18 protein-coding genes and 1 pseudogene are annotated in these 18631 nt (G+C 72.4%); 3 read left to right on the top strand and 16 right to left on the bottom strand.

The window, feature by feature from the left end; all coding sequences use genetic code 11:
• The first annotated feature begins 32 nt into the window (after nt 1–32).
• Nucleotides 33–2453, top strand: coding sequence for an ATP-binding cassette domain-containing protein (locus ACFC8N_RS09595; protein WP_376287690.1), 2421 nt, complete (start codon nt 33–35; stop codon nt 2451–2453).
• Between the two features lie 43 nt (nt 2454–2496).
• Here the strand turns inward: ACFC8N_RS09595 and ACFC8N_RS09600 are convergent, their stop codons facing one another.
• The 8 genes from ACFC8N_RS09600 to ACFC8N_RS09635 form a co-directional block, all read right to left on the bottom strand.
• Nucleotides 2497–4551: a HelD family protein gene (locus ACFC8N_RS09600; protein ID WP_376287692.1), complete on the bottom strand. Its 2055-nt coding sequence runs from the start codon at nt 4549–4551 to the stop codon at nt 2497–2499.
• A gap of 50 nt (nt 4552–4601) precedes the next feature.
• Complete coding sequence (locus ACFC8N_RS09605) at nt 4602–5216, bottom strand: TetR family transcriptional regulator (RefSeq protein ID WP_376287694.1); 615 nt, start codon at nt 5214–5216, stop codon at nt 4602–4604.
• Nucleotides 5217–5225: 9 nt separating this feature from the next.
• Nucleotides 5226–7448 carry a phosphotransferase gene (locus ACFC8N_RS09610; protein ID WP_376287696.1) on the bottom strand — a complete coding sequence of 741 codons (2223 nt, stop codon included), beginning with the start codon at nt 7446–7448 and terminating at the stop codon, nt 5226–5228.
• A gap of 165 nt (nt 7449–7613) precedes the next feature.
• Nucleotides 7614–8351, bottom strand: coding sequence for an HAD-IA family hydrolase (locus tag ACFC8N_RS09615; protein WP_356020414.1), 738 nt, complete (start codon nt 8349–8351; stop codon nt 7614–7616).
• Nucleotides 8351–9205: a FadR/GntR family transcriptional regulator gene (locus ACFC8N_RS09620; protein ID WP_376287698.1), complete on the bottom strand. Its 855-nt coding sequence runs from the start codon at nt 9203–9205 to the stop codon at nt 8351–8353. The genes ACFC8N_RS09615 and ACFC8N_RS09620 overlap by 1 nt, the downstream gene beginning before the upstream one ends.
• 136 nt (nt 9206–9341) lie before the next feature.
• Nucleotides 9342–10256: a winged helix-turn-helix domain-containing protein gene (locus ACFC8N_RS09625; RefSeq protein WP_376287700.1), complete on the bottom strand. Its 915-nt coding sequence runs from the start codon at nt 10254–10256 to the stop codon at nt 9342–9344.
• Nucleotides 10257–10589: 333 nt separating this feature from the next.
• The gene (locus ACFC8N_RS09630) at nt 10590–11843 is read right to left on the bottom strand and encodes a GNAT family N-acetyltransferase (RefSeq protein WP_356020420.1); all 1254 of its coding nucleotides are present in this window, start codon (nt 11841–11843) and stop codon (nt 10590–10592) included.
• A 43-nt stretch (nt 11844–11886) separates the two neighbouring features.
• Nucleotides 11887–12519 carry an aerial mycelium formation protein gene (locus ACFC8N_RS09635; RefSeq protein WP_376287702.1) on the bottom strand — a complete coding sequence of 211 codons (633 nt, stop codon included), beginning with the start codon at nt 12517–12519 and terminating at the stop codon, nt 11887–11889.
• Nucleotides 12520–12673: 154 nt separating this feature from the next.
• Here ACFC8N_RS09635 and dtd point away from each other — a divergent pair, with 154 nt between their 5' ends.
• Nucleotides 12674–13099 carry a D-aminoacyl-tRNA deacylase gene (gene dtd, locus ACFC8N_RS09640; RefSeq protein WP_376287704.1) on the top strand — a complete coding sequence of 142 codons (426 nt, stop codon included), beginning with the start codon at nt 12674–12676 and terminating at the stop codon, nt 13097–13099.
• A gap of 18 nt (nt 13100–13117) precedes the next feature.
• On the opposite strand, the gene ACFC8N_RS09645 is transcribed toward dtd, so the two are convergent.
• Together ACFC8N_RS09645 and ACFC8N_RS09650 are read right to left on the bottom strand one after the other, a co-directional pair.
• Complete coding sequence (locus tag ACFC8N_RS09645; protein WP_356020424.1) at nt 13118–14083, bottom strand: folate-binding protein; 966 nt, start codon at nt 14081–14083, stop codon at nt 13118–13120.
• A gap of 9 nt (nt 14084–14092) precedes the next feature.
• Nucleotides 14093–14530 (bottom strand): Fur family transcriptional regulator, encoded by a 438-nt coding sequence (locus ACFC8N_RS09650; RefSeq protein ID WP_356020427.1) that lies wholly within the window; start codon nt 14528–14530, stop codon nt 14093–14095.
• Between the two features lie 143 nt (nt 14531–14673).
• On the opposite strand from ACFC8N_RS09650, the gene ACFC8N_RS09655 reads away from it, so the two are divergent.
• On the top strand, nt 14674–14928 hold the full coding sequence (locus ACFC8N_RS09655; RefSeq protein WP_362816916.1) for a hypothetical protein: 255 nt from the start codon (nt 14674–14676) through the stop codon (nt 14926–14928).
• 39 nt (nt 14929–14967) lie between these two features.
• On the opposite strand, the gene ACFC8N_RS09660 is transcribed toward ACFC8N_RS09655, so the two are convergent.
• The 6 genes and pseudogenes from ACFC8N_RS09660 to ACFC8N_RS09685 all read right to left on the bottom strand — a co-directional run.
• Nucleotides 14968–15543, bottom strand: a complete 576-nt coding sequence (locus tag ACFC8N_RS09660) for an FABP family protein (protein ID WP_376287707.1) — start codon at nt 15541–15543, stop codon at nt 14968–14970.
• A gap of 222 nt (nt 15544–15765) precedes the next feature.
• Entirely contained in the window at nt 15766–16605 is an 840-nt protein-coding gene (locus tag ACFC8N_RS09665) for a hypothetical protein (RefSeq protein WP_376287709.1), read from the bottom strand.
• Nucleotides 16602–17456, bottom strand: coding sequence for a hypothetical protein (locus ACFC8N_RS09670; RefSeq protein ID WP_376287711.1), 855 nt, complete (start codon nt 17454–17456; stop codon nt 16602–16604). Before ACFC8N_RS09670 ends, ACFC8N_RS09665 begins: the two co-directional genes overlap by 4 nt.
• On the bottom strand, nt 17453–18169 hold the full coding sequence (locus tag ACFC8N_RS09675) for a hypothetical protein (RefSeq protein ID WP_376287712.1): 717 nt from the start codon (nt 18167–18169) through the stop codon (nt 17453–17455). The genes ACFC8N_RS09670 and ACFC8N_RS09675 overlap by 4 nt, the downstream gene beginning before the upstream one ends.
• 97 nt (nt 18170–18266) lie before the next feature.
• Nucleotides 18267–18461, bottom strand: coding sequence for a DUF397 domain-containing protein (locus tag ACFC8N_RS09680; RefSeq protein ID WP_362816924.1), 195 nt, complete (start codon nt 18459–18461; stop codon nt 18267–18269).
• Nucleotides 18443–18538 (bottom strand): annotated as a pseudogene (locus ACFC8N_RS09685) (XRE family transcriptional regulator); the annotation flags it as partial. The pseudogene ACFC8N_RS09685 and the gene ACFC8N_RS09680, both read right to left, overlap by 19 nt.
• Nucleotides 18539–18631 lie beyond the last annotated feature (93 nt).

The following is an 18631-nucleotide window of genomic DNA, read 5'->3' on the forward strand; positions in this document are numbered from 1 at the left end:
CCGGCGGCGCGGGCGGCGTTAGGTTGGCCGGCATGGACCTCACCCCGGCGCGCGCCGCCGACAGCCACGACCTGATCCGGGTGCACGGCGCCCGGGAGAACAACCTCAAGGACGTCGACGTCGAGCTGCCCAAGCGCCGGCTGACGGTCTTCACCGGGGTCTCCGGCTCCGGCAAGAGCTCACTGGTGTTCGACACGATCGCCGCCGAGTCGCAGCGGCTGATCAACGAGACGTACCCCGCGTTCGTCCAGGGCTTCATGCCGAACATGGCGCGCCCCGAGGTCGACGTGCTCGACGGGCTGACCACCGTGATCACCGTCGACCAGCAGCGGATGGGCGCCGACCCCCGCTCCACCGTCGGCACCGCCACCGACGCCAACGCCGTGCTGCGCATCCTCTTCAGCCGGCTCGGCACGCCGCACATCGGCTCGCCCAAGGCGTTCTCCTTCAACGTGGCCTCGGTCAGCGGCGCCGGCGCGGTCACCGTCGAGCGCGGCGGACAGCAGGTAAAGGAGCGGCGCAGCTTCAGCATCACCGGCGGCATGTGCCCGCGCTGCGAGGGCCGGGGCACGGTCTCCGACCTCGACCTGACCCAGCTCTACGACGACTCCCTCTCCCTCAACGAGGGCGCGCTGACCATCCCCGGCTACAAGTCCGGCGGCTGGAACTACCGGCTCTACACCGAGTCCGGCCTGGTCGACCCCGACAAGCCGATCCGCACGTACACGAAGCGCGAACTCCAGGACTTCCTGCACAAGGAACCGACCCGGATGAAGATCGCGGGCATCAACATGACCTACGAGGGTCTGATCCCGCGCATCCAGAAGTCGATGCTCGCCAAGGACAAGGAGGGCATGCAGCCGCACATCCGGGCCTTCGTGGACCGCGCGGTCACCTTCGCCGTCTGCCCCGAGTGCGCGGGGACCCGGCTCACCGAGGCGGCCCGCTCCTCGAAGATCGCGGGCGTGAGCATCGCCGACGCGTGCGCGATGCAGATCAGCGACCTCGCCGCGTGGGTGCGCGGGCTGGCCGAGCCTGGGGGTACCACCCGCGCGTACAGTGGCGTCAGCCACGCGCGGGGGACGGTGGCGCCGCTGCTCGCCTCGCTGCGGCACACCCTGGACTCGTTCGTGGAGATCGGCCTCGGCTATCTCTCGCTGGACCGGCCGGCGGGCACGCTGTCGGGCGGCGAGGCGCAGCGCGTGAAGATGATCCGCCACCTGGGCTCCGCCCTGACCGACGTGACGTACGTCTTCGACGAGCCCACCACCGGCCTGCACCCGCACGACATCCAGCGCATGAACGACCTGCTGCTGCGCCTGCGCGACAAGGGCAACACGGTCCTCGTCGTGGAGCACAAGCCGGAGGTCATCGCCATCGCCGACCACGTCGTGGACCTCGGCCCCGGCGCCGGTACGGCGGGCGGCACGGTGTGCTTCGAGGGGACCGTCGAGGCGCTGCGGGGCAGCGGCACCCTCACCGGCCGCCACCTGGACGACCGGGCCGCCGTGAAGGACACCGTGCGCAAGCCGACGGGCGCGCTGGAGATCCGGGGCGCGCGGACGCACAACCTCCAGGACGTCGACGTGGACATCCCGCTCGGCGTGCTGTGCGTGGTCACCGGCGTCGCGGGCTCCGGCAAGAGCTCGCTCGTGCACGGCTCGGTGCCCAAGGGCCCCGGGAGTGCGGACGTGGTCTCCGTCGACCAGGCCCCGATCCGTGGCTCCCGGCGCAGCAACCCGGCGACGTACACCGGCCTGCTGGAGCCGGTCCGCAAGGCCTTCGCCAAGGCCAACGGCGTGAAGCCGGCCCTGTTCAGCGCCAACTCCGAGGGCGCGTGCCCCACCTGCAACGGCGCCGGGGTCGTATACACCGACCTCGCGATGATGGCCGGGGTCGCCACGCCGTGCGAGGAGTGCGAGGGAAAGCGGTTCCAGGCCTCGGTGCTGGAGTACACGCTCGGCGGGCGGGACATCGCCCAGGTGCTGGCGATGTCGGTGACCGAGGCGGAGGAGTTCTTCGCCACGGGCGAGGCGCACATCCCGGCGGCCCACAGGATCCTCCAGCGGCTGACCGACGTCGGCCTCGGCTACCTGACCCTCGGCCAGCCCCTCACCACCCTCTCCGGCGGCGAGCGCCAGCGGCTGAAGCTGGCCACGCACATGGCCGACAAGGGCGGCGTCTACGTCCTGGACGAGCCGACGGCGGGCCTCCACCTGGCCGACGTCGAGCATCTGCTGGGCCTGCTCGACCAGTTGGTGGACTCCGGCAAGTCCGTCATCGTGGTCGAGCACCACCAGGCCGTCATGGCCCACGCCGACTGGATCGTCGACCTCGGCCCGGGCGCCGGGCACGACGGGGGCCGGGTGGTGTTCGAGGGGACACCGGCGGAACTCGTCGCTGCGCGCTCGACGTTGACCGGGAAGCACTTGGCCACGTACGTGGGGGCGTGACAGAGCGCACGGTTGCCGCCGGCCAGGGCGCACGCCACCCCCGTCAGAACGGCAGCGGGCGGGAGTGGACGACGTCCAGGCGGGAGACGGCCCGGGTCAGGACCACGTACAGGCGGTGTGCGCCGCGCGGCTCCGCCGCCGTGACCGACGCCGGTTCCACGGCCACGACATGGTCGTACTCCAGGCCCTTCACCATGCTCGCCGGGACGAGCGTGACCCGGGCGCCCAGGGTGTCCGGCCCGGACGTGGCGATGCCGGCCGCGCTCAGTGCCTCCCCCACGCCGGCCACCTCCTCGTCCGCCGCGACCACGCCCACCGAGCCCTCGTGGGCCAGCGCCTCGCGGACCGCCGTCACCGTCGTACCGGGCACGTCCGTCGTCGGCCGCAGCCGCAACGCGCCGTCCGTGCGCAGGGACCGGGCCGCCGGGACCGCGACGTCCAGCCGGGACAGGAGGCGGTTGGCCAGGGTCACGACGGCCGCCGGTACCCGGAAGCCGGTGGTCAGCGGCACCACGCGCGCCTCCGGCTTGCCCAGGTGGCGGAGCTGGACGGACCAGTCGCGGGCGGCCCACGGGGTGGTGCCCTGGGCGAGGTCGCCGAGGACGGTCAGCGAGCCGAAGGCCGCCCGGCGGGCGATCGCCCGGCACTCCATGGGCGACAGGTCCTGCGCCTCGTCGACCACGATGTGCCCGTATCCCTCGGGGTGTTCGATCAGCCCGGACAGCTCGTCCAGCAGCACCAGGTCGGCGGCCGACCAGCGGGCCGACTTGTACGAGCGCGGCGGCCTGGGCCACAGCAGTGCCGACTGTTCGGCGGGGTCCAGGAGACCGTCCGCCGCCCGCGCCAACACCCCCGCGTCGGCGAGGAGTTCGGTGAGCGCCTCCTCCGGGCGGATCCTCGGCCACACCGTGTCCAGGCAGGCGGTGAGCGGCCGGGCCCGCTCGATGCGGCGCACCCAGGCGGCGGGCAGCACCCCGGCGCGCCGCTCGGCCCGCTCCCGCAGGCGCCGTACGACCCGGGTGCGCACCCGCTCGCGCCCGACGGCGTACGGCGGTTCCTCGGCGCGCACCTCGGCGACGATCGCGGCCAGTTCGGCGGCGGGCACCCGCCAGCGGTAGGAGCCGTCGGGCACGGCGAGGTCGGTGAGGCCGTCGGTGCTCACGCGCGCGTACAGCGCCCGGCGCAACGCCTCGGCCATGCGGGCGTCGTGCTTGAGCGCGGCGGCTGCCGGGGAGTCGGCGCCGGTGACGGGGTGGCGGGCGATCTCCTCCGGCAGCGTCGTCTGCCGGTACCCCCCGTCGGTCGCGCCGCGCCGCGCGCTCTCGCCGAGGGCCGGGAGCACCTCGGCGATGTAGTGCAGGAAGGTGCGGTTGGGGCCGAGGATCAGCAGGCCGGCGCGCTGGAGGCGCCTGCGGTGGGTGTAGAGGAGGTAGGCGGCGCGGTGCAGGCCGACGGCGGTCTTGCCGGTGCCGGGGGCGCCCTGGACGCACACCGAGTCGGCGAGGGCGGCGCGGACGAGGTCGTCCTGTTCGGGCTGGATGGTGGCGGCGATGTCCCGCATGGGTCCGACCCGGGGCCGTTCGATCTCGCGGGCGACGATGTCGCTGGCCCGCGACTCGCCCCGGCCCAGGTACTCGTCCTCCAGCCCGGTCAGGTCGGCGGAGTCGCCCGCGCCGCCGGGCGCCCAGCCGAACCGGCGGCGCACCTCCACACCCTGGGGATCGCGGGCGCTCGCCTGGTAGAAGGCGCGGGAGACGGGGGCCCGCCAGTCGACCACGAGGGGCGGGGCGGCCGGGTCCTCGGTGATGCGCAGGCGGCCGACGTGGTAGGCCATGCCGCCGTGCTCGGGGTGGTGCCCGGCGAAGTCCAGGCGGCCGAAGAAGAGCGGGCCCGGCGGGAGTTCGCGCATGGCCTTGGCCTGGCTGCGCAACTGGTAGCCGAGGACCTCGGCGTCGGCGCCGGAGGCGGAGACGTCCTCGCCGATGACGACCTGCTCGGCGGCGCCCTCGATCATCGCGGTGAGGGCGGCACGACAGGCGTCGTGGTGGGCGCGCTCGGCGTGGAGGGTGTCCGTGAGGGCGGGGTCGGGTGGCGTCATGGCGCCAGCGTACCGCCATAACGTTACCGAGTTACATTTTTAACCCGGTCTCACACAGTGCCTCTCAGCTGCGGGAGCCCCTCCGCCAGCCGCGCGAAGGCCCGCTCCGCCGCCCGCACGGCGTCCGGGGCCACGTCCTCCACGGCCTCCCCCGCCGCGATCCGCCGCCAGTTGTCCTGGGCGAGGATCCGCTGGACGGCGATGATCTGCCCGGCCGCGAGCCGCGCGTCCAGATCGCCGCCGAGCGCCTCGGCGAGCGCCGCCTCCGACCGCTCCTGGTGCCGGTACGCCCGCGCCACCAGGGACGGGGTGCCGTAGAGCAGGGTGTGGAAGGCGAGCACCTGCGGGTGGCCGTTCAGGCCCGTGACCGGGTCGCGGCGCTCCAGCCCGGCGAGGAAGTGCCGGCGCAGCGCGTCCACCGGGTCGGCGGCCCCGGCGACCACCCGGGCCGCCTCCGTCTCGTGGTCCGCGATCCGGTGCAGGACCAGGTCCTCCTTGGCCGGGAAGTACCGGAAGAGGGTCGGCTTGGAGATCCCGGCCGCCGCCGCGACCTCCGCCACGGACACCGCGTCGAAGCCCCGCTCCAGGAACAGCCGTACGGCGGTGTCCGACACGTCCTGGTACATCCGCTGCTTCTTGCGCTCGCGCAGGCCCATCTCTCCCATGGGCCGAGCCTATGCGGGACCGCCGGGGCGGGCGGGCCGGGCCGGGGCGGGCGGCAGCCGCGGATCGCCGCGCCGCCGGGACGACAGGCCCAGGGAGGCGATGGCGGCGGCGAGGGTCATGCCGTACGAGTCGAGCGCGCGGCGGACGTTGGGGGCGTCGAGGCCCGCGCCGGTGACCAGGCGGTCGAGGTCGACGTAGGCGGAGCGGACGAGCTCGATCCAGCGGTACACCCGCCAGTCCTCCTGCCAGTTCTTCGTGAACCGCGCGGGCAGCCGGGCCTCCCAGCGGCGGAACATGCGGTCGCGGATCTCCGGCCGGGTCGGGGTGAGGTGCATGTGCCGGACCAGCTCGTACAGCGGGTCCCCGACCACGGCCAGCTCCCAGTCGATCAGGGTGAGGGCCGGGCCGTCGTCGCGGCGGACCAGGTTCCAGGGGTTGAGGTCGCCGTGCAGCAGGGCGGAGTCGCGGTCGGTGACCCGGTGCCGGGCGAGGATCTCGCGCAGCCGGGGTGCGTCGGGCAGGCCGAGGAAGCGGGCGGCCTGCTGGGACTCCTTCGGCAGGGCGGCGACCAGCGCCACGAGCTGGCCGCTGAGCCAGTCGTAGAAGCCGGACCGGCGCCCGTCGCGGAACCCGGACCGGCCGGCCACCGGGTCGACCTCGGCGTAGTCCACCGTCGTCAGCTCGGCCAGCTGGTCGACCAGGCAGTCCGCCTCGTGCGGCCGCAGCCCGTGCACCGGGTGCTCGGGCCGGCGCCCGAGATCCCGCCCGCCCTCGTACGTGTGCACCGCGAACCGGTCCCCGCGATAGCGATGGGCGGGATCGGTGGCGTGAGACTCGCCGAGCGCCAGCACCCGGGGCGCCGCCACCGCCGCCCCCGACCGCTCGATGGCGGCGAGCACGGCGTGCTCACTGAGGAAGCTGGGCTCACGCCGCAGCACGACGGTCACCGCACGCCGCACGACCACGGGGAATCCGATGCCGGGCACCCGCAGCACGGTGTTGAGATGAGCGGCCCCCTTGAACACCCGCCCGGCCGGCGCGGTGCCCTCCAGCGCGAGCGCGTCGAGCACGGCGGAACGCGGAAACCCGGGATGCTCGGGCACCCGCCGATCGGGAATCCACCCGATCCCGCGCGCACGGGCACCACTGTCAGCCGCCGACGGCGAAGCCGAGGCGGTGCTCGAAACCCCCCGGCGGAACAGCGCCCTCTCGATCTCGGCCCGCTCCGGCACCCGGCCGAGCCGCAGCGCGGCCGCGCCCCGGCGCAGGGCCGTACGGACATCCGCCGTCGCCTCCTCCAGACGGCCCCGGTCGAAGGAGTCCTCCAGGGAGCGCGCGGCACGGATCACGGCGGCGTACAACGACTGCGCGTGCTCGAAGGCGACGTAGTGCCGCAGGTCCTTGCCGAGGCCGGCGACGGCACCGGGCCGCACCCGGCGCACGGCCGCCTCCCACGCCTCGACGACCTCCCGCCACCGCTGCTCGGCGTACCGCATCCGCACGAGGTGCACGGCGAGGTCGTGCAACGGGTCGCCGTACCCGGCGAGTTCCCAGTCCACGCACGTCAACGGCACGGCCCCGGAGGCGGGAACGAGCAGCGTGCCGCCGTGCAGGTCGCCGTGGAGCAGGCCGTACGGCCGCCGGGTCATCGCCGGGACGCGTTCGGCGAACCGCAGCAACGCGTCCTCGGGCACCCCGAGCGCCACGAACAGGCCACCGTATCGGCGCCAGTTGGGGCGGCGGATCTGCTGGTCGGCCTGGTGGGCGAGGGCGCGCAGGAACCCCTGGGAATCGGTGTGGTCGCCGGGCCGGCCGGCCGGCAGCGGCGGCAGCGCCGACCCGCGCACCTGCACCACCGCGGCCAGCAGCCCGGCCACGTCCGTCGCCGAGAGCAACGCGGGACGGGTGCCCGCCACATGGCTGAGGACGGTGAAGTCCGCTCCCTCCAGCAGCACGTGCGGCACCTGCGGCAGTACGGCCCCGACCGCCCGCAGGATCTCCGGCTCGCCCGGCCAGGTGCGGATCACCACCGCCGGCGCACCGGCCCGCCGCACCCGTACGGTCACCGGTGTACCCGGCGCCCGGCCGAGCAGCCGGGCCGCCGGTTCGGTCAGCGGCAGGACGTGGTCGTCGTGGTGGTGTCCGGAACGCGCCGGTGGTGTCGCGAGCGCGCGGGTCACAAGCTCCCGGACGGCGAGGTTCGTGGCTCGCGGGACAGGCGGTGCGCCCACGGGCCGCTCCAGGTCGATCGCGCAAAAGGGAAGGGAACCAGCAACACACGAGTCGGCCGCCGAGGACCGGCTCGTACCCGTTCCCTGCGCGCGCGGGCACACCCGGCCGCTCGCGCCGCCGTGAGTGCGCACGAGTCCGGGCGGTGGCCCGGACTCGTCGGCATGCTAGCCCACCGGACGGCCGCTCCGGAGCAACGTCAGGACGGGTTCGAGCGACTGTACGACCAGGTCGGCGCCCGCCGTGCGCAGCGTCCGCTCCTTGCCCTCGTTACGCGCGTAGCCGAGGAACGCGACGCCCGCCTCGCGCGCGGCGGCCAGGTCCGAGACGGCGTCGCCGATCATCAGCGCGGCCCCGGGCGGGGCGCCCATCGCGGCGAGCGCCCGGTGCAGGCAGTGCGGGTGCGGCTTGAGGTGGTGCAACTGGTCGGTACGGCCGTACAGGTGGGGGGCGAAGCAGCCGGTGAGGCCGCGGGAGTCCAGGTAGGTGCGGGCCGCGCGGGGCGAGTTGTTGGTGGTGACGGCCAGCCGGGCGCCGACGGCCGTCCAGGTGCGGATCAGCGGATCGGCGTAGGCCGTGGGCAGGGCCGAGGCGGCGGCCCGCAGCTCCTCCTGGGTGAGCCGCTCCTCCAGCCCGGCGACGAGGTCGCTGCCCGGGCGCCGGCGGCCGACCGCGCGCAGCACCACCTGCGGGTCCAGGGTCTCCCGTTCGGCGTCGGTGAGCAGCCCGCGCAGGCCCTGGCGCTCCAGCCACTCCACCAGGTCGGCGGCCACCCGCGAGGCCCGGCGCCGGGCGAACAGCCGGCAGATCGGCCCGTCGAAGTCCCACAGCACGAAGCGGGCCGGTGTGATCAGTTCCCGAAGCTTTTCGATCTCGCTGGCATCAGAAGTCGCATCAGAAGTCACTAGGAGAGTGTCAGGTCCGACGTGATGGTTTCCCAGAGGGCGTCGAACCACTTCTGCGATTGCTCCACGAAGGCGGCGTCCCGCTGCCCGGAGCGCCGCTCGAAGGAGAAGAGGAGCGACTCGGAACCCAGGGTGTCCCACATCTCCAGTGTCCCGCTGTCGGTCGGCTCCTCGCGCCGGCTGATCATGTAGTGCGCGAACAGCGCCTCCGCCCCGTTGAGCAGGTACAGCTTCACGGGCGGGGTGAACGGCAGCGCCCGGAACGTGACCTGGACGTCGATGTCGTGGGTGCCGCGCAGCGCCTGGAGGTTGTACTGGAGGACCTGGCCCTGGGCGTTGCGCATCGCCAGCCAGCGCTGGTGCACGGCGTCGTCCTCCTCGCTCCCGGCGTCGACCGAGACCGGGAAGGCGAGGTTGATGTCCCGGCCGGGCAGCAGCACCCGGGCGTCTATCCGGTCGGGCTTGAGCCGCCCCTCGTGGATCAGCCGCAGCGGCTCGCCGAGCGCCGGGATCAGGCTCTGCGCGGTCAGACAGACGGCGTCGATGCGCACGTGCGACGCCGAGAACGCCTCGGTGAGCCGGGGCGCCAGCGCCACCATGGTCGGCTGCGGCCCCTCCCGGCCCTCGCCCCGCTCGGCGACCCGTGGCGGGCTGCCCTTGCTGACGTCGCTGAGCAGCCCGTCCTCCTGGAGTACGCGCAGCGCCTGGCGCACGGCACCCCGCTCGACCCCGAACTCCCCCGCCAGCACGGCCTGCGTGGGCAGCCGCGCACCGGGCCGCAGGGCACCCGTGCGGATGCGTTCGCGCAGGGTGTCGGCGATCTCCTGGGGCGTGCGCCTTCTGCTGCCGTTCACTGCCACATACTCCCGAGTCACGACCAAACGCTACAACTCTGATCCATCCAGGGAGAGTTGCCCAGAAGTTGTTCGCCCATAGCTGCCAAGCACCGGCAACTTGGCCGGAGTTGGCCGCCACCCACGCGCCCGCCGGCTACGCGCCGAACCGCAGCTCCGAACTGATCGTCCCCCACAGCGCGTCGAACCACCGCCGGGACTGCTCCACGAACGCCGCGTCCCGCGCCCCGGCGTCCCCCTCGAAGGCGAACAGCACCGAGCGCGTGCCGTCGGCGTCGTACAGCTCCAGATGCTCGTGCTCGATCTCCCGCTCACGGCGCTTGAGCGTGTAGTACGCGAACAGCGCCTCCGCGTCGTTGAGCAGATACAGCTTCACAGGCGGGGTGAACGGCAGCGCCCGGAAGGAGACCCGGACGTCGATGCCGTGCGTGGTGAGCAGGGCCAGCAGGTTCTGCCGCAGCACCTGCCCCTGGGCGTTGCGCTGGGCCAGCCAGCGGCGGTGCAGCAGACCCCCGTCGTCGGCGGCCACCGGCGCCGGGAAGGCGAGGTCGATGTCCCGGCTGGGCAGCAGCACCCGGACGTCGATCTTGGCCGGTTTCAGCCGTCCCGCGTGGATCTGTCGCAGTGGCTCGCCGACGGCCAGCGTGAGCGAGACGGAGGTCAGGCAGAGCGCGTCGATCCGCACGTGCGGCGCGGCGAAGGCGGCCGCGATGCGCGGGGTGAGCCCGACCATGGTGGGCTGCGGCGCGGCGGCCGGCCCGGACACGAAAGGCACAGGCCCGAGCGCGGGGGCCACGGTCGCCGGACTGCCTTTGGACACGTTGATGAGCAGCTGCTCGGCCTGAAGGATGCGCAGCGCCTCCCGTACGGCCCCGCGCTCGACGCCGAACTCGTCGGCCAGCTTGGCCTGCGTGGGCATGCGCTGGCCCGGCCGCAGCACGCCGGACCTGATCCGGCTGCGCAGTTCGTCGGCGATGTCGCGGTGGGACGAGCGGGGCCGCTGTGGCCTCGTCCGTCCATGGGACAAGACGTGCTCCGGGTCCACGGACAAACACTACAACTTCCCGCCAACTTCCGGCAGTTCGGCGACAGCTGGTTATGAGCCGCTTCCGCGCGGAGATAAGTACAGTGAAGTTGGCTGCCAACTTGCAGGACATGGTCGAGCTTCCCCAGTGGTTGGCCGACCGGGCTTCCCTCCGGAGGGGAGCCGGGAGCCCGGGCAGGGGACGGCCACCGAAGCGCACAGTCACAACTGAACAGGACATGAGACAAACAGCTCAGCCACAACTGAACACCGCACAGCACAGCCACAACTGAACAGCTCGCTACGGATAGCAGTCATGAACAGCCATGAACAGTCAGGGCAGCCGGGAGAAGGGACCCGTCAGAAGAGGTCCGGGCACCACGGGAGCCCGGGCGAGCGGAACAGGGCGTCGGCCTTCCGGGCGGCGCCCTCTCGTTCTTCCCGCACCCGCCCGAGCGCCACGAGCCGCCGCAGCGACTCCCCGCCGAGCCACACACTGCTCAACTCGCCGACGCCGAGGGTGAGATCGGCGCTCGCGGACGTGACCGTGCAGGAGGCCGTCCCGTCCGCCGAGGCCTCCAGCCGGAACCGCCCGCCGGCCGGCCCCTCCGGGTCGGCGACCTCCAGGACCACAGACCCCGCCGCCTCGTACGTCCGTGCCTCCAGGGCCCGTACGACGTCCAGGATCCGCAGCCACAGCCAGTCCGTGTGCTCGGTGAGGCGGGCCGCGCGCGGGTCGGGCAGGAACTGGGGCAGCAGGTCGTCCGGGGCGCGCCGGTCACTGGTCACCCGGGCCACCCAGTCGATCGAGCACAGGAAGTGCCACAGGGCGCGCTCGGCGGCCGGGGTGGTGGCGAGCATCCAGTTCACGGCCAGGGTGTCCCCCGGCTGGTTGCCCGGCCAGTCGTGCTCCGCCGTGCGGTACGACACCAGACCCTCGACCTCGCCTGAGGCGGAGCGGTACACCGCGTAGTACGGCTCGGTCCAGTCCGGGCCGGAGCGCAGGACGCCGGTCGTCAGGTCCCACCACACCGGGACACGGCTGACCGCGCCGGGCGTGGCGGCCCGGAACCGCTCGTGCAGCGCGGGCCCCAGCGTGCGCACCTCGGCGCCGTCGGCCAGATCGATCCGGCCCCCGTCCTCGGGCCCGGCCCAGCGCCGGTCGAGCCCCGCCCGGAGCGCCTCGACGGTCCACTTGACGGACCAGGCCGCCGGGCCGAAGCCGTAGCGGCCGTAGATCGGGTACTCGGCGGCGATCAGCGTGGCGACGACGTCACCGCGCTCCTTCGCCGCCGCGAGGTCCCGGCCCAGCATCTGGGTGAGCAGGCCCCGGCGCCGGTGCGTGGGACTCACGGTGACGCCCGAGACGGCGTTCGCGGGGACGAACGCGCCGCCGACGGCGGTGAGTTCCTGCCGGAAGGAGCAGAGCGTCGCCACGCACCGGTCGCCGTCGAAGGCGCCGGTCCGCCGGGCCGACGCCTCGGCGTCCGTGCGGCGGCTGCGCTCCAGCTGGTCCGCGCTCACGGTGGGCGGACTCAGGAACCCGGTGCTCACGGCCCGCAGCCAGTTCTCGTACTCGGACTCGCCGACAGCGCGTATCACCAGGTCGCTCATCACCTCACGATAGGCACACGACCCGCCGGGCGTCGCCCCCTTTTCAGCTCAGCAGGTCGTCCACCGTGGCCTCGCCGACCCGGTACCGGCGGGCGATCTCCCCGCTGCACTCGTCGGTGGTCTGCTGCAGCCGCTGCCGGCGCTGCGAGACCTCCTGCTCGTAGCGCACCAACCGCCCCATGGCACTGCTCAGTTCGAGATCGGTCCGCGCCGCGAGATCGCTCAGCTCGACCTCGCCGAGCATCTCGGCGGCCAGCTGCCGGTACTCCTCGTTGTGCGGGGTGCCGAGCGTGACATGGCGGGCCGAGGAGCGGTACCGGGCCGGGGCGTCCTTGAGGATCTCCGGGAGCCGGTCCACCACCGAGCCGTCGGCCGGCGCGGGCACCGAGGCCCGGCCGCGCCGGCACAGCTCCGCGCGCAGGATGTCGATCCGCCCCTGGAGCAGTCGCCGCACATAGCTGAGGTCCGCCTCGTCGCGCTGGGCGTCCCGGCGCAGGGTGCGCAGCTCGGGCAGGCCGAGCCGGGCCAGTTCGCGCTCGCGGGGCTCGGCGGGCAGCACGGGGCTCGACGGACTGTCGGCGCGCTGCGTGGGCGCCCGGTACGTCACCTCCGGCATCCCCTGGACCCCTTGGACCCCCTGGAGCTCCAGCCGCCCGCTGGTACTAGGTGTGCTCATCGTGACCGTCCCCTCGACCGGCGTGTGGTAAGCATCGTGCCACCCCGACCGACCGCAATGTGACCGAGTGCCCCCGAACAGCCCCAGATGGGCGGTAAGGATTGATAATGGGCCGCCTGTGACCACGAGCGGGACACGCGGCATGATGGTCCGCATGCGAGCGGTGGTGCAGCGGGTGGACGGCGCGAGCGTCGTCGTGGACGGCGAGACGGTCGGCGCGATCGAGGGCGAGGGGCTGTGCGTCCTGGTCGGGGTGACCCACGAGGACACCAAGGAGAAGGCGGCCCAGCTGGCCCGCAAGCTGTGGTCGATCCGCATGCTCCAGGACGAGCGGTCGTGCAGCGACGTCGACGCCCCGCTGCTGGCCATCAGCCAGTTCACCCTCTACGGCGACGCCCGCAAGGGCCGCCGCCCCACGTGGAACGCGGCGGCCCCGGGCGATGTCGCCGAGCCCCTGGTCGACGAGGTGGTGTCCCAACTGCGGGCCCTCGGCGCGACGGTGGCGACGGGCCGGTTCGGGGCGCGGATGCGGGTGTCCCTGACGAACGACGGCCCCTTCACGGTGCTGCTGGAGATGTGACGACGCCCCAGGGCCGGCCTACGGCTCGACCACGACCTCCTGCGCGGCGGCGGTGTCACCGGCGATCAGCCGCGCGTCCACCGGCACATTGCGCTTGACCAGCGCCAGTGCCACCGGCCCCAGCTCGTGGTGGCGTACGGACGTCGTCACGAACCCGATCCTGCGCCCGTCGGGCCCGTCGTCCGCGAGGCGGATCTCGGTTCCCGCGCCCGGCAGATGGACGTCGCTCCCGTCCAGGTGCAGGAAGACCAGCCGGCGCGGCGGCTTGCCCAGGTTCTGCACCCGGGCCACGGTCTCCTGCCCCCGGTAGCAGCCCTTCTGCAGGTGCACCGCCGTACCGATCCAGCCCAGCTCGTGCGGAATGGTCCGGTGGTCGGTCTCGAAGCCGAGCCGGGGCCGGTGCTGCTCGACGCGCAGCGCCTCGTACGCGAGCAGCCCGGCGGCGGGCCCGTGGGAGGCCGCGAAGGACTCCAGGTCGGCCCTCGGCAGGAACAGGTCCCGCCCGTACGCCGTCTCCCGTACGACGACGCCGTCCGGCACCTCGGCGATGGACCCGGCGGGCAGGTGGACGACCGCGAAGTCGTCCGTCCGGTCGGCGACCTCGACCCGGTAGAAGAACTTCATCGACTCCAGGTAGGCGAGGAGCGCCTCCCGCGTCCCGGGCTCCACGTGCGCCCACACCGTCGTACCGTCGTCGACCAGGTACAGGGCGTGCTCGATGTGCCCGTGCGCGGACAGGATCAGCGCCTCGGTGGCCTCGCCGGGCGGCAGCTCGCTGACGTGCTGGGTGAGGAGCAGGTGCAGCCAGCTCAGCCGGTCGTCACCGGTGACCGTGACGACGCCGCGATGGGACAGGTCCACGAAGCCGCTGCCCTCGGCGAGGGCACGCTGCTCACGGAACAGGTCGCCGTAGTGGGCGGCGACACCTTCGTCCACGCCCTCGGCGGGGACGGCGCCGGGCAGGGACAGCAGAGGGCTCTTCATACGGCCAGCCTACGACGCGGTAGTTGAACTCTTCAGGGAGCAGTCCTTGCAGCGGCCGAAGATCGCGAAGTGCTTCATGTCGGTGTCGAACCCGAACTGCGCCCGCAGCTTGGCGGTGAACTCCGACGCGACCGCCACATCGGCCTCGATCACGCTCTCGCAGTCCCGGCACACCAGATGCAGATGGTGATGCCGGTCGGCGAGGTGGTAGGTGGGCGCCCCGTGCCCGAGGTGGGCGTGGCTGACCAGACCCAGCTCCTCCAGCAGCTCCAGGGTCCGGTAGACGGTGGAAATGTTGACCCCCGACGCCGTCTTCTTCACTTCCGTGAGGATGTCGTCGGGGGTCGCGTGCTCAAGGGTGTCCACGGCTTCGAGCACGAGCTGCCGCTGCGGCGTCAGCCGGTAGCCACGCTGCCTGAGGTCACTCTTCCAGTCGGTGCTCACCACACCGACGAGTCTAGAACCACGCCCGTCACACCGGGAGCCGGTCCTCTTCGGCCGCATGAGTGGTTAGCTCGATAATTCGTTATTCAGGATGAATTCCGTGGGTAGCTTCGCGGCGACCTGTCGCCCCCAACACGGAGGTATCCATGCACGTCCGCAGAATCCTGGCCCTCGCGGTCGCCACCCCTGTCCTGCTCGCCACGCTCGGCGCGACCGCGGCGTCCGCCCGCCCCGGGCCCACGGCCGCCGGCCAGCCCGCCGCCGGGGACATCTGGTCCCGGCCCGACAACCACCGCAACCACCCCGGGCACGACCCGAAGCCGAAGTCCGCCGACGACGACATGGACGCGGAGGACGGTCTCGTCGGCGGTCTCGCAGGTGGGCTGCTGGGACGCGTGTGAAGCCGCGTGTGATCAGGAAAGGCCCTTACCCGGCCTTGGTCACTTGAAGAACGCGATGCCGTCGTCCGGCATGTCGTCGGGGAGGGCCTTGGCCCAGCGCTCGACGTCCTCGGGGGTGACGACCTTCTTCAGATGGGCCGACATGTAGGGGCGCAGCTCGACGTCGGGCGTCTGCTTCTCGCCGACCCACATCAGGTCGCTCTTCACATACCCGTAGAGCCGCTTGCCGCCGCTGTACGGCCGGGCGGCGGCCGTGCGGGCGACGGCGTCCGTGACCAGGTCGATCTGCGGCTTCTTGTCGGCCATCTCGCCGTACCAGATCTCGATGACACCGTCGTCGCGGGTCATCGTCACCTCGACCTTGCGGTCGGCGTCGATCCGCCAGAAGCCGGACTCCGACTCCAGCGGGCGGACCTTGTTGCCGTCGTTGTCCAGCACCCAGGTGTGGGAGTGGTACTCCAGGAAGTCCCGTCCGTCGTGGGTGAAGCTGACCTCCTGGCCGAAGTTGCACTTCTCGGCGCCGGGGAAGTCGTGCACGCCCGCGCCGGCCCAGTTGCCGAGCAGGAAGGCGAGCGGGACGAGGTCCTTGTGCAGGTCGGACGGGATCTCGATCATGAGCGGAAAGCTTTCCTAGGTGAGGTTCAGCGCTGGCCCTGGTACAGCTTCTTCACTGCCAGAGCGGCGAAGGCGAGCACGCCGACGCAGACCAGGACCAGCAGGGTTTCGAAGAAGATCTCCACGGGTGCTCCTTGAGCGAGGGTGGGCGTACGACAGAGCCGGGGCTCAGCTTACGCGGCCGGGACCCGGCACTCTTGCCGAGGTGCGCTGTCCGGGTCCTCAGCCGAGCAGCTGCTGCTGCAGGACCACCGTCTGCTGGAACGGGATCTCCTTCGCACCGCCCGCGCGGGACTGCACCACGAGTGCGATGACGTCGCCGGAGGAGATGTAGGCCTGCCGCACCTGCTCGGCACCGTACGGCTGCTTTTCGGCGAACTCCTCCACGAGGCTGTTCCCGTCGGCGGTGGCGGCCGCGGGGTACGACTCGTCCATCGCGTTGTCGGCAGCCCCGCGCAGGGCGAGCGGCGGGTCGTCGTAGCCGGTGAACTCGTCCTGCTGGACCTCGCCGGCGATCAGGCCGGTCTCGAACTGGAGCAGGTAGATCCGGGTCCGGGTGCCGTCCGGCATGGTCCAGCCGCGGGCGGCGATGTGCCGCAGGCCGTGGTCGGTGAGCTCGCCCTGGAGAGCGTCCCGGTCGTCCTTGCTCGCGTACTCCGCGAGGAACACCTTCGGGTTGGTCCATCCGCGGTCGCCGGCGAGTGCCGGGACGGCCTTGGCGCCCTTCGGCGCGGACAGCACCAGTGTGCGCAGGTCGGCGTAGTGGATGTCCGCCGCGTTGTTGCGGGCGAAGGGGGCCGGGCGGCCGGCGGGCAGCGGCGGACGGACGATCCGCGGGTAGTCCCAGCGGCCGTCCGGTCGCGTGGCGAGGCCGGGGAGGTCGGTGCGCTCCACCCGGGTGATGCCGTACGCCGTCGACGTGCCGGCCACCGCGAAGACCGCGAGGGCCGCGGTCCAGCGCAGGACGGCCCGCAGGACCGGGCGGTCCTTGCCCGCGGGCGCCGCGGGCTCCTGCTCCGGCTCCGGCAGCACGGGGGCGACGGGAATCTGCTGCTCGCTCATACGGCCTTCCCCGGGTCCTTGTCCTTGATGCGGTCGAGCTCTCTGCCGACGAAGACGGCGATGTGGTCGGTGTCGAGCGGGCGGGTCCCGGCCGCGTTGACGGTGACGAGCACGTCGCCCACCGAGGCGGAGCAGACCATGCGGTCGGTCTTCTCGTCGCCCGTCTTGGGCATCCGGAAGCAGGCCGCGTCCGTGTGGCCCTGGATCTCCGGCCCCCTGGGGAAGACCCCGAGGGCCTTGAAGACCTCGTTCCGGCTGGTGGAGAGTTCGCGTGCGGAGTCGCGGTTCGCCAGCCGGACCAGTTCGAAGGTGAGCGTGAAGGGCTTGTCGAGGCCTCCGTACTCGCTGTCGAACGGGGCGTAGCTGCGCATCGCCATGCCCTGGATGTGTTCCTTGTCGATCACCTGTTCCAGTGCCCGCCGGGTCGCCGGCGGCAGGCCGTGGATCTCCTGCTTGCGCAGTGCGGTGGCCTCGCGTCCGTCGAGCGCGACGTCGGGGCCGAACTCGCCGATGTCCGGCCCCTGGCCGTAGCCGTAGGACACGCCCTTCTCGTACGGCATCAGCATGCCGCGCAGCCCCGAGACGTCCTTGCCCTGCTGGTCGTCCTGGGGGTTCTGGTCCTTCTCGCCCCCCTCGGAGGCCTTGGGGAACGTGAAGACGGGCTTGCCGGGATCCCGGTCGGCACCGGCGACCGTCACCGCGGTGAACCCGAGCCCGCCGACAACGGCGAGGGCCAGCAGTGCGACGGCGACGATCCGGCCCACGGGCCGCCTGGCGGGGGCCGGTGCGGGCGCTGCGGGCGGTGCGGGCGGCGTCTCGGGCTCGGCGGATTCGTTCACAGCCTCGTTCACAGCTGGGCCACCTGCCGCTTCGCCAGTTCCATGATCTCGTTCTCGGGGATCGGCTTGGTGTCGGTGATCCAGATGTCCATGTAGATGTCACCGCGCGAGGCGAGCGCCTCGGCCGAGTACACCGGCAGGTAGCCGCTCTCGGCCTTGGGCGTGCGGTGCACGAACACCATGCCGTCGCCGGTGCCGGGGATGGGCGAGCTGCCGGTGTCCGGATCCCGCTCGGCCCAGTACCGCTGCTCCTCCACATGCTTGGCGGCGCCGGGCGCCGACACCTGGTGGTACTGGACGAGCCGTATCTCGACGTCGTACGTGCCGGTCTGCCAGGTGGTCTGGGCCGCGCGCCGGAACTCGCTCTTCAGCTCGTCCTTGAAGGCCCCGGTCGGATTCTTGAAGGCGCTCGCGTAGTCGGCCAGGTCCATCCAGCCGTCGGCACTCCCGAAGTCGGTGACCCGCGCGCCCTTGGGCCGCTTCAGCAGCAGCTTGCGCAGGTCGCCGTCGGTCTTCACCCGGCGGTCGTCCGCCGCCGACAGAGGCTCGACAGTGCCCTTGCCCTGAGGGACGACGGGCTGCGACAGCGAGGGCAGCCTCGTGGGCGGCCGACCGGCCTGGACGACGTAACCGGTGCAGAGCCCAGCGACGACGCCGGCGCCGACGGCCCCCGCGATCAGCGCGGCGGTCCGGCCCCGGCGCCCCGGTCTTTCAGGTGATTCCAAGACGTCTCCCTACAGGATGGGAGCGCGGGTTGCCCACCCGCGCTCCACAGGAGACTCATGGCATGCACACGGAGTTGTAGCGCGGTTTGATCACGATTCAGCGCTTGACGTCGTCGACGAACGCCCCCCAGGCGCCCGCGCCGAAGAGGAGGGGGGTGCGGGTGGTGTCCTTGCTGTCCCTGACAGGGATGACGGAAGGGATGTTGTCGGCGACTTCGACGCACTGGCCGCCGTCGGAGTTGCTGTAGCTGCTCTTGCGCCACGTCACGTTGCTCAGGTCGATGGCCCGCACGGCACTTCCTCCAACATCCGCAGGATGAACTTCCGCGACTCGACCGGGGACAGGGCCGAATCGCGCACCGCATCATAAGGGCCCGCAGAGAATCAACATGCGGGTTTGATCCGGGTCGGGAGGTGGGTTCCGTATTGGTCGAGGTGGGCTGCGACGTCCGTCGGTGTGCG

The sequence above is a fragment of the Streptomyces sp. NPDC055966 genome, assembly GCF_042269865.1.
Classification (GTDB): domain Bacteria; phylum Actinomycetota; class Actinomycetes; order Streptomycetales; family Streptomycetaceae; genus Streptomyces.

Excerpts from the sequence above, each read along its gene's own strand:
- ACFC8N_RS09595 (WP_376287690.1), top strand. The coding sequence starts at position 33 with ATGGACCTCACCCCGGCGCGCGCCGCCGACAGCCACGACCTGATCCGG.
- ACFC8N_RS09600 (WP_376287692.1), bottom strand. The coding sequence starts at position 4,551 with ATGACGCCACCCGACCCCGCCCTCACGGACACCCTCCACGCCGAGCGC.
- ACFC8N_RS09605 (WP_376287694.1), bottom strand. The coding sequence starts at position 5,216 with ATGGGAGAGATGGGCCTGCGCGAGCGCAAGAAGCAGCGGATGTACCAG.
- ACFC8N_RS09630 (WP_356020420.1), bottom strand. The coding sequence starts at position 11,843 with ATGAGCGACCTGGTGATACGCGCTGTCGGCGAGTCCGAGTACGAGAAC.
- ACFC8N_RS09635 (WP_376287702.1), bottom strand. The coding sequence starts at position 12,519 with ATGAGCACACCTAGTACCAGCGGGCGGCTGGAGCTCCAGGGGGTCCAA.
- dtd (WP_376287704.1), top strand. The coding sequence starts at position 12,674 with ATGCGAGCGGTGGTGCAGCGGGTGGACGGCGCGAGCGTCGTCGTGGAC.
- ACFC8N_RS09645 (WP_356020424.1), bottom strand. The coding sequence starts at position 14,083 with ATGAAGAGCCCTCTGCTGTCCCTGCCCGGCGCCGTCCCCGCCGAGGGC.
- ACFC8N_RS09655 (WP_362816916.1), top strand. The coding sequence starts at position 14,674 with ATGCACGTCCGCAGAATCCTGGCCCTCGCGGTCGCCACCCCTGTCCTG.
- ACFC8N_RS09660 (WP_376287707.1), bottom strand. The coding sequence starts at position 15,543 with ATGATCGAGATCCCGTCCGACCTGCACAAGGACCTCGTCCCGCTCGCC.
- ACFC8N_RS09665 (WP_376287709.1), bottom strand. The coding sequence starts at position 16,605 with ATGAGCGAGCAGCAGATTCCCGTCGCCCCCGTGCTGCCGGAGCCGGAG.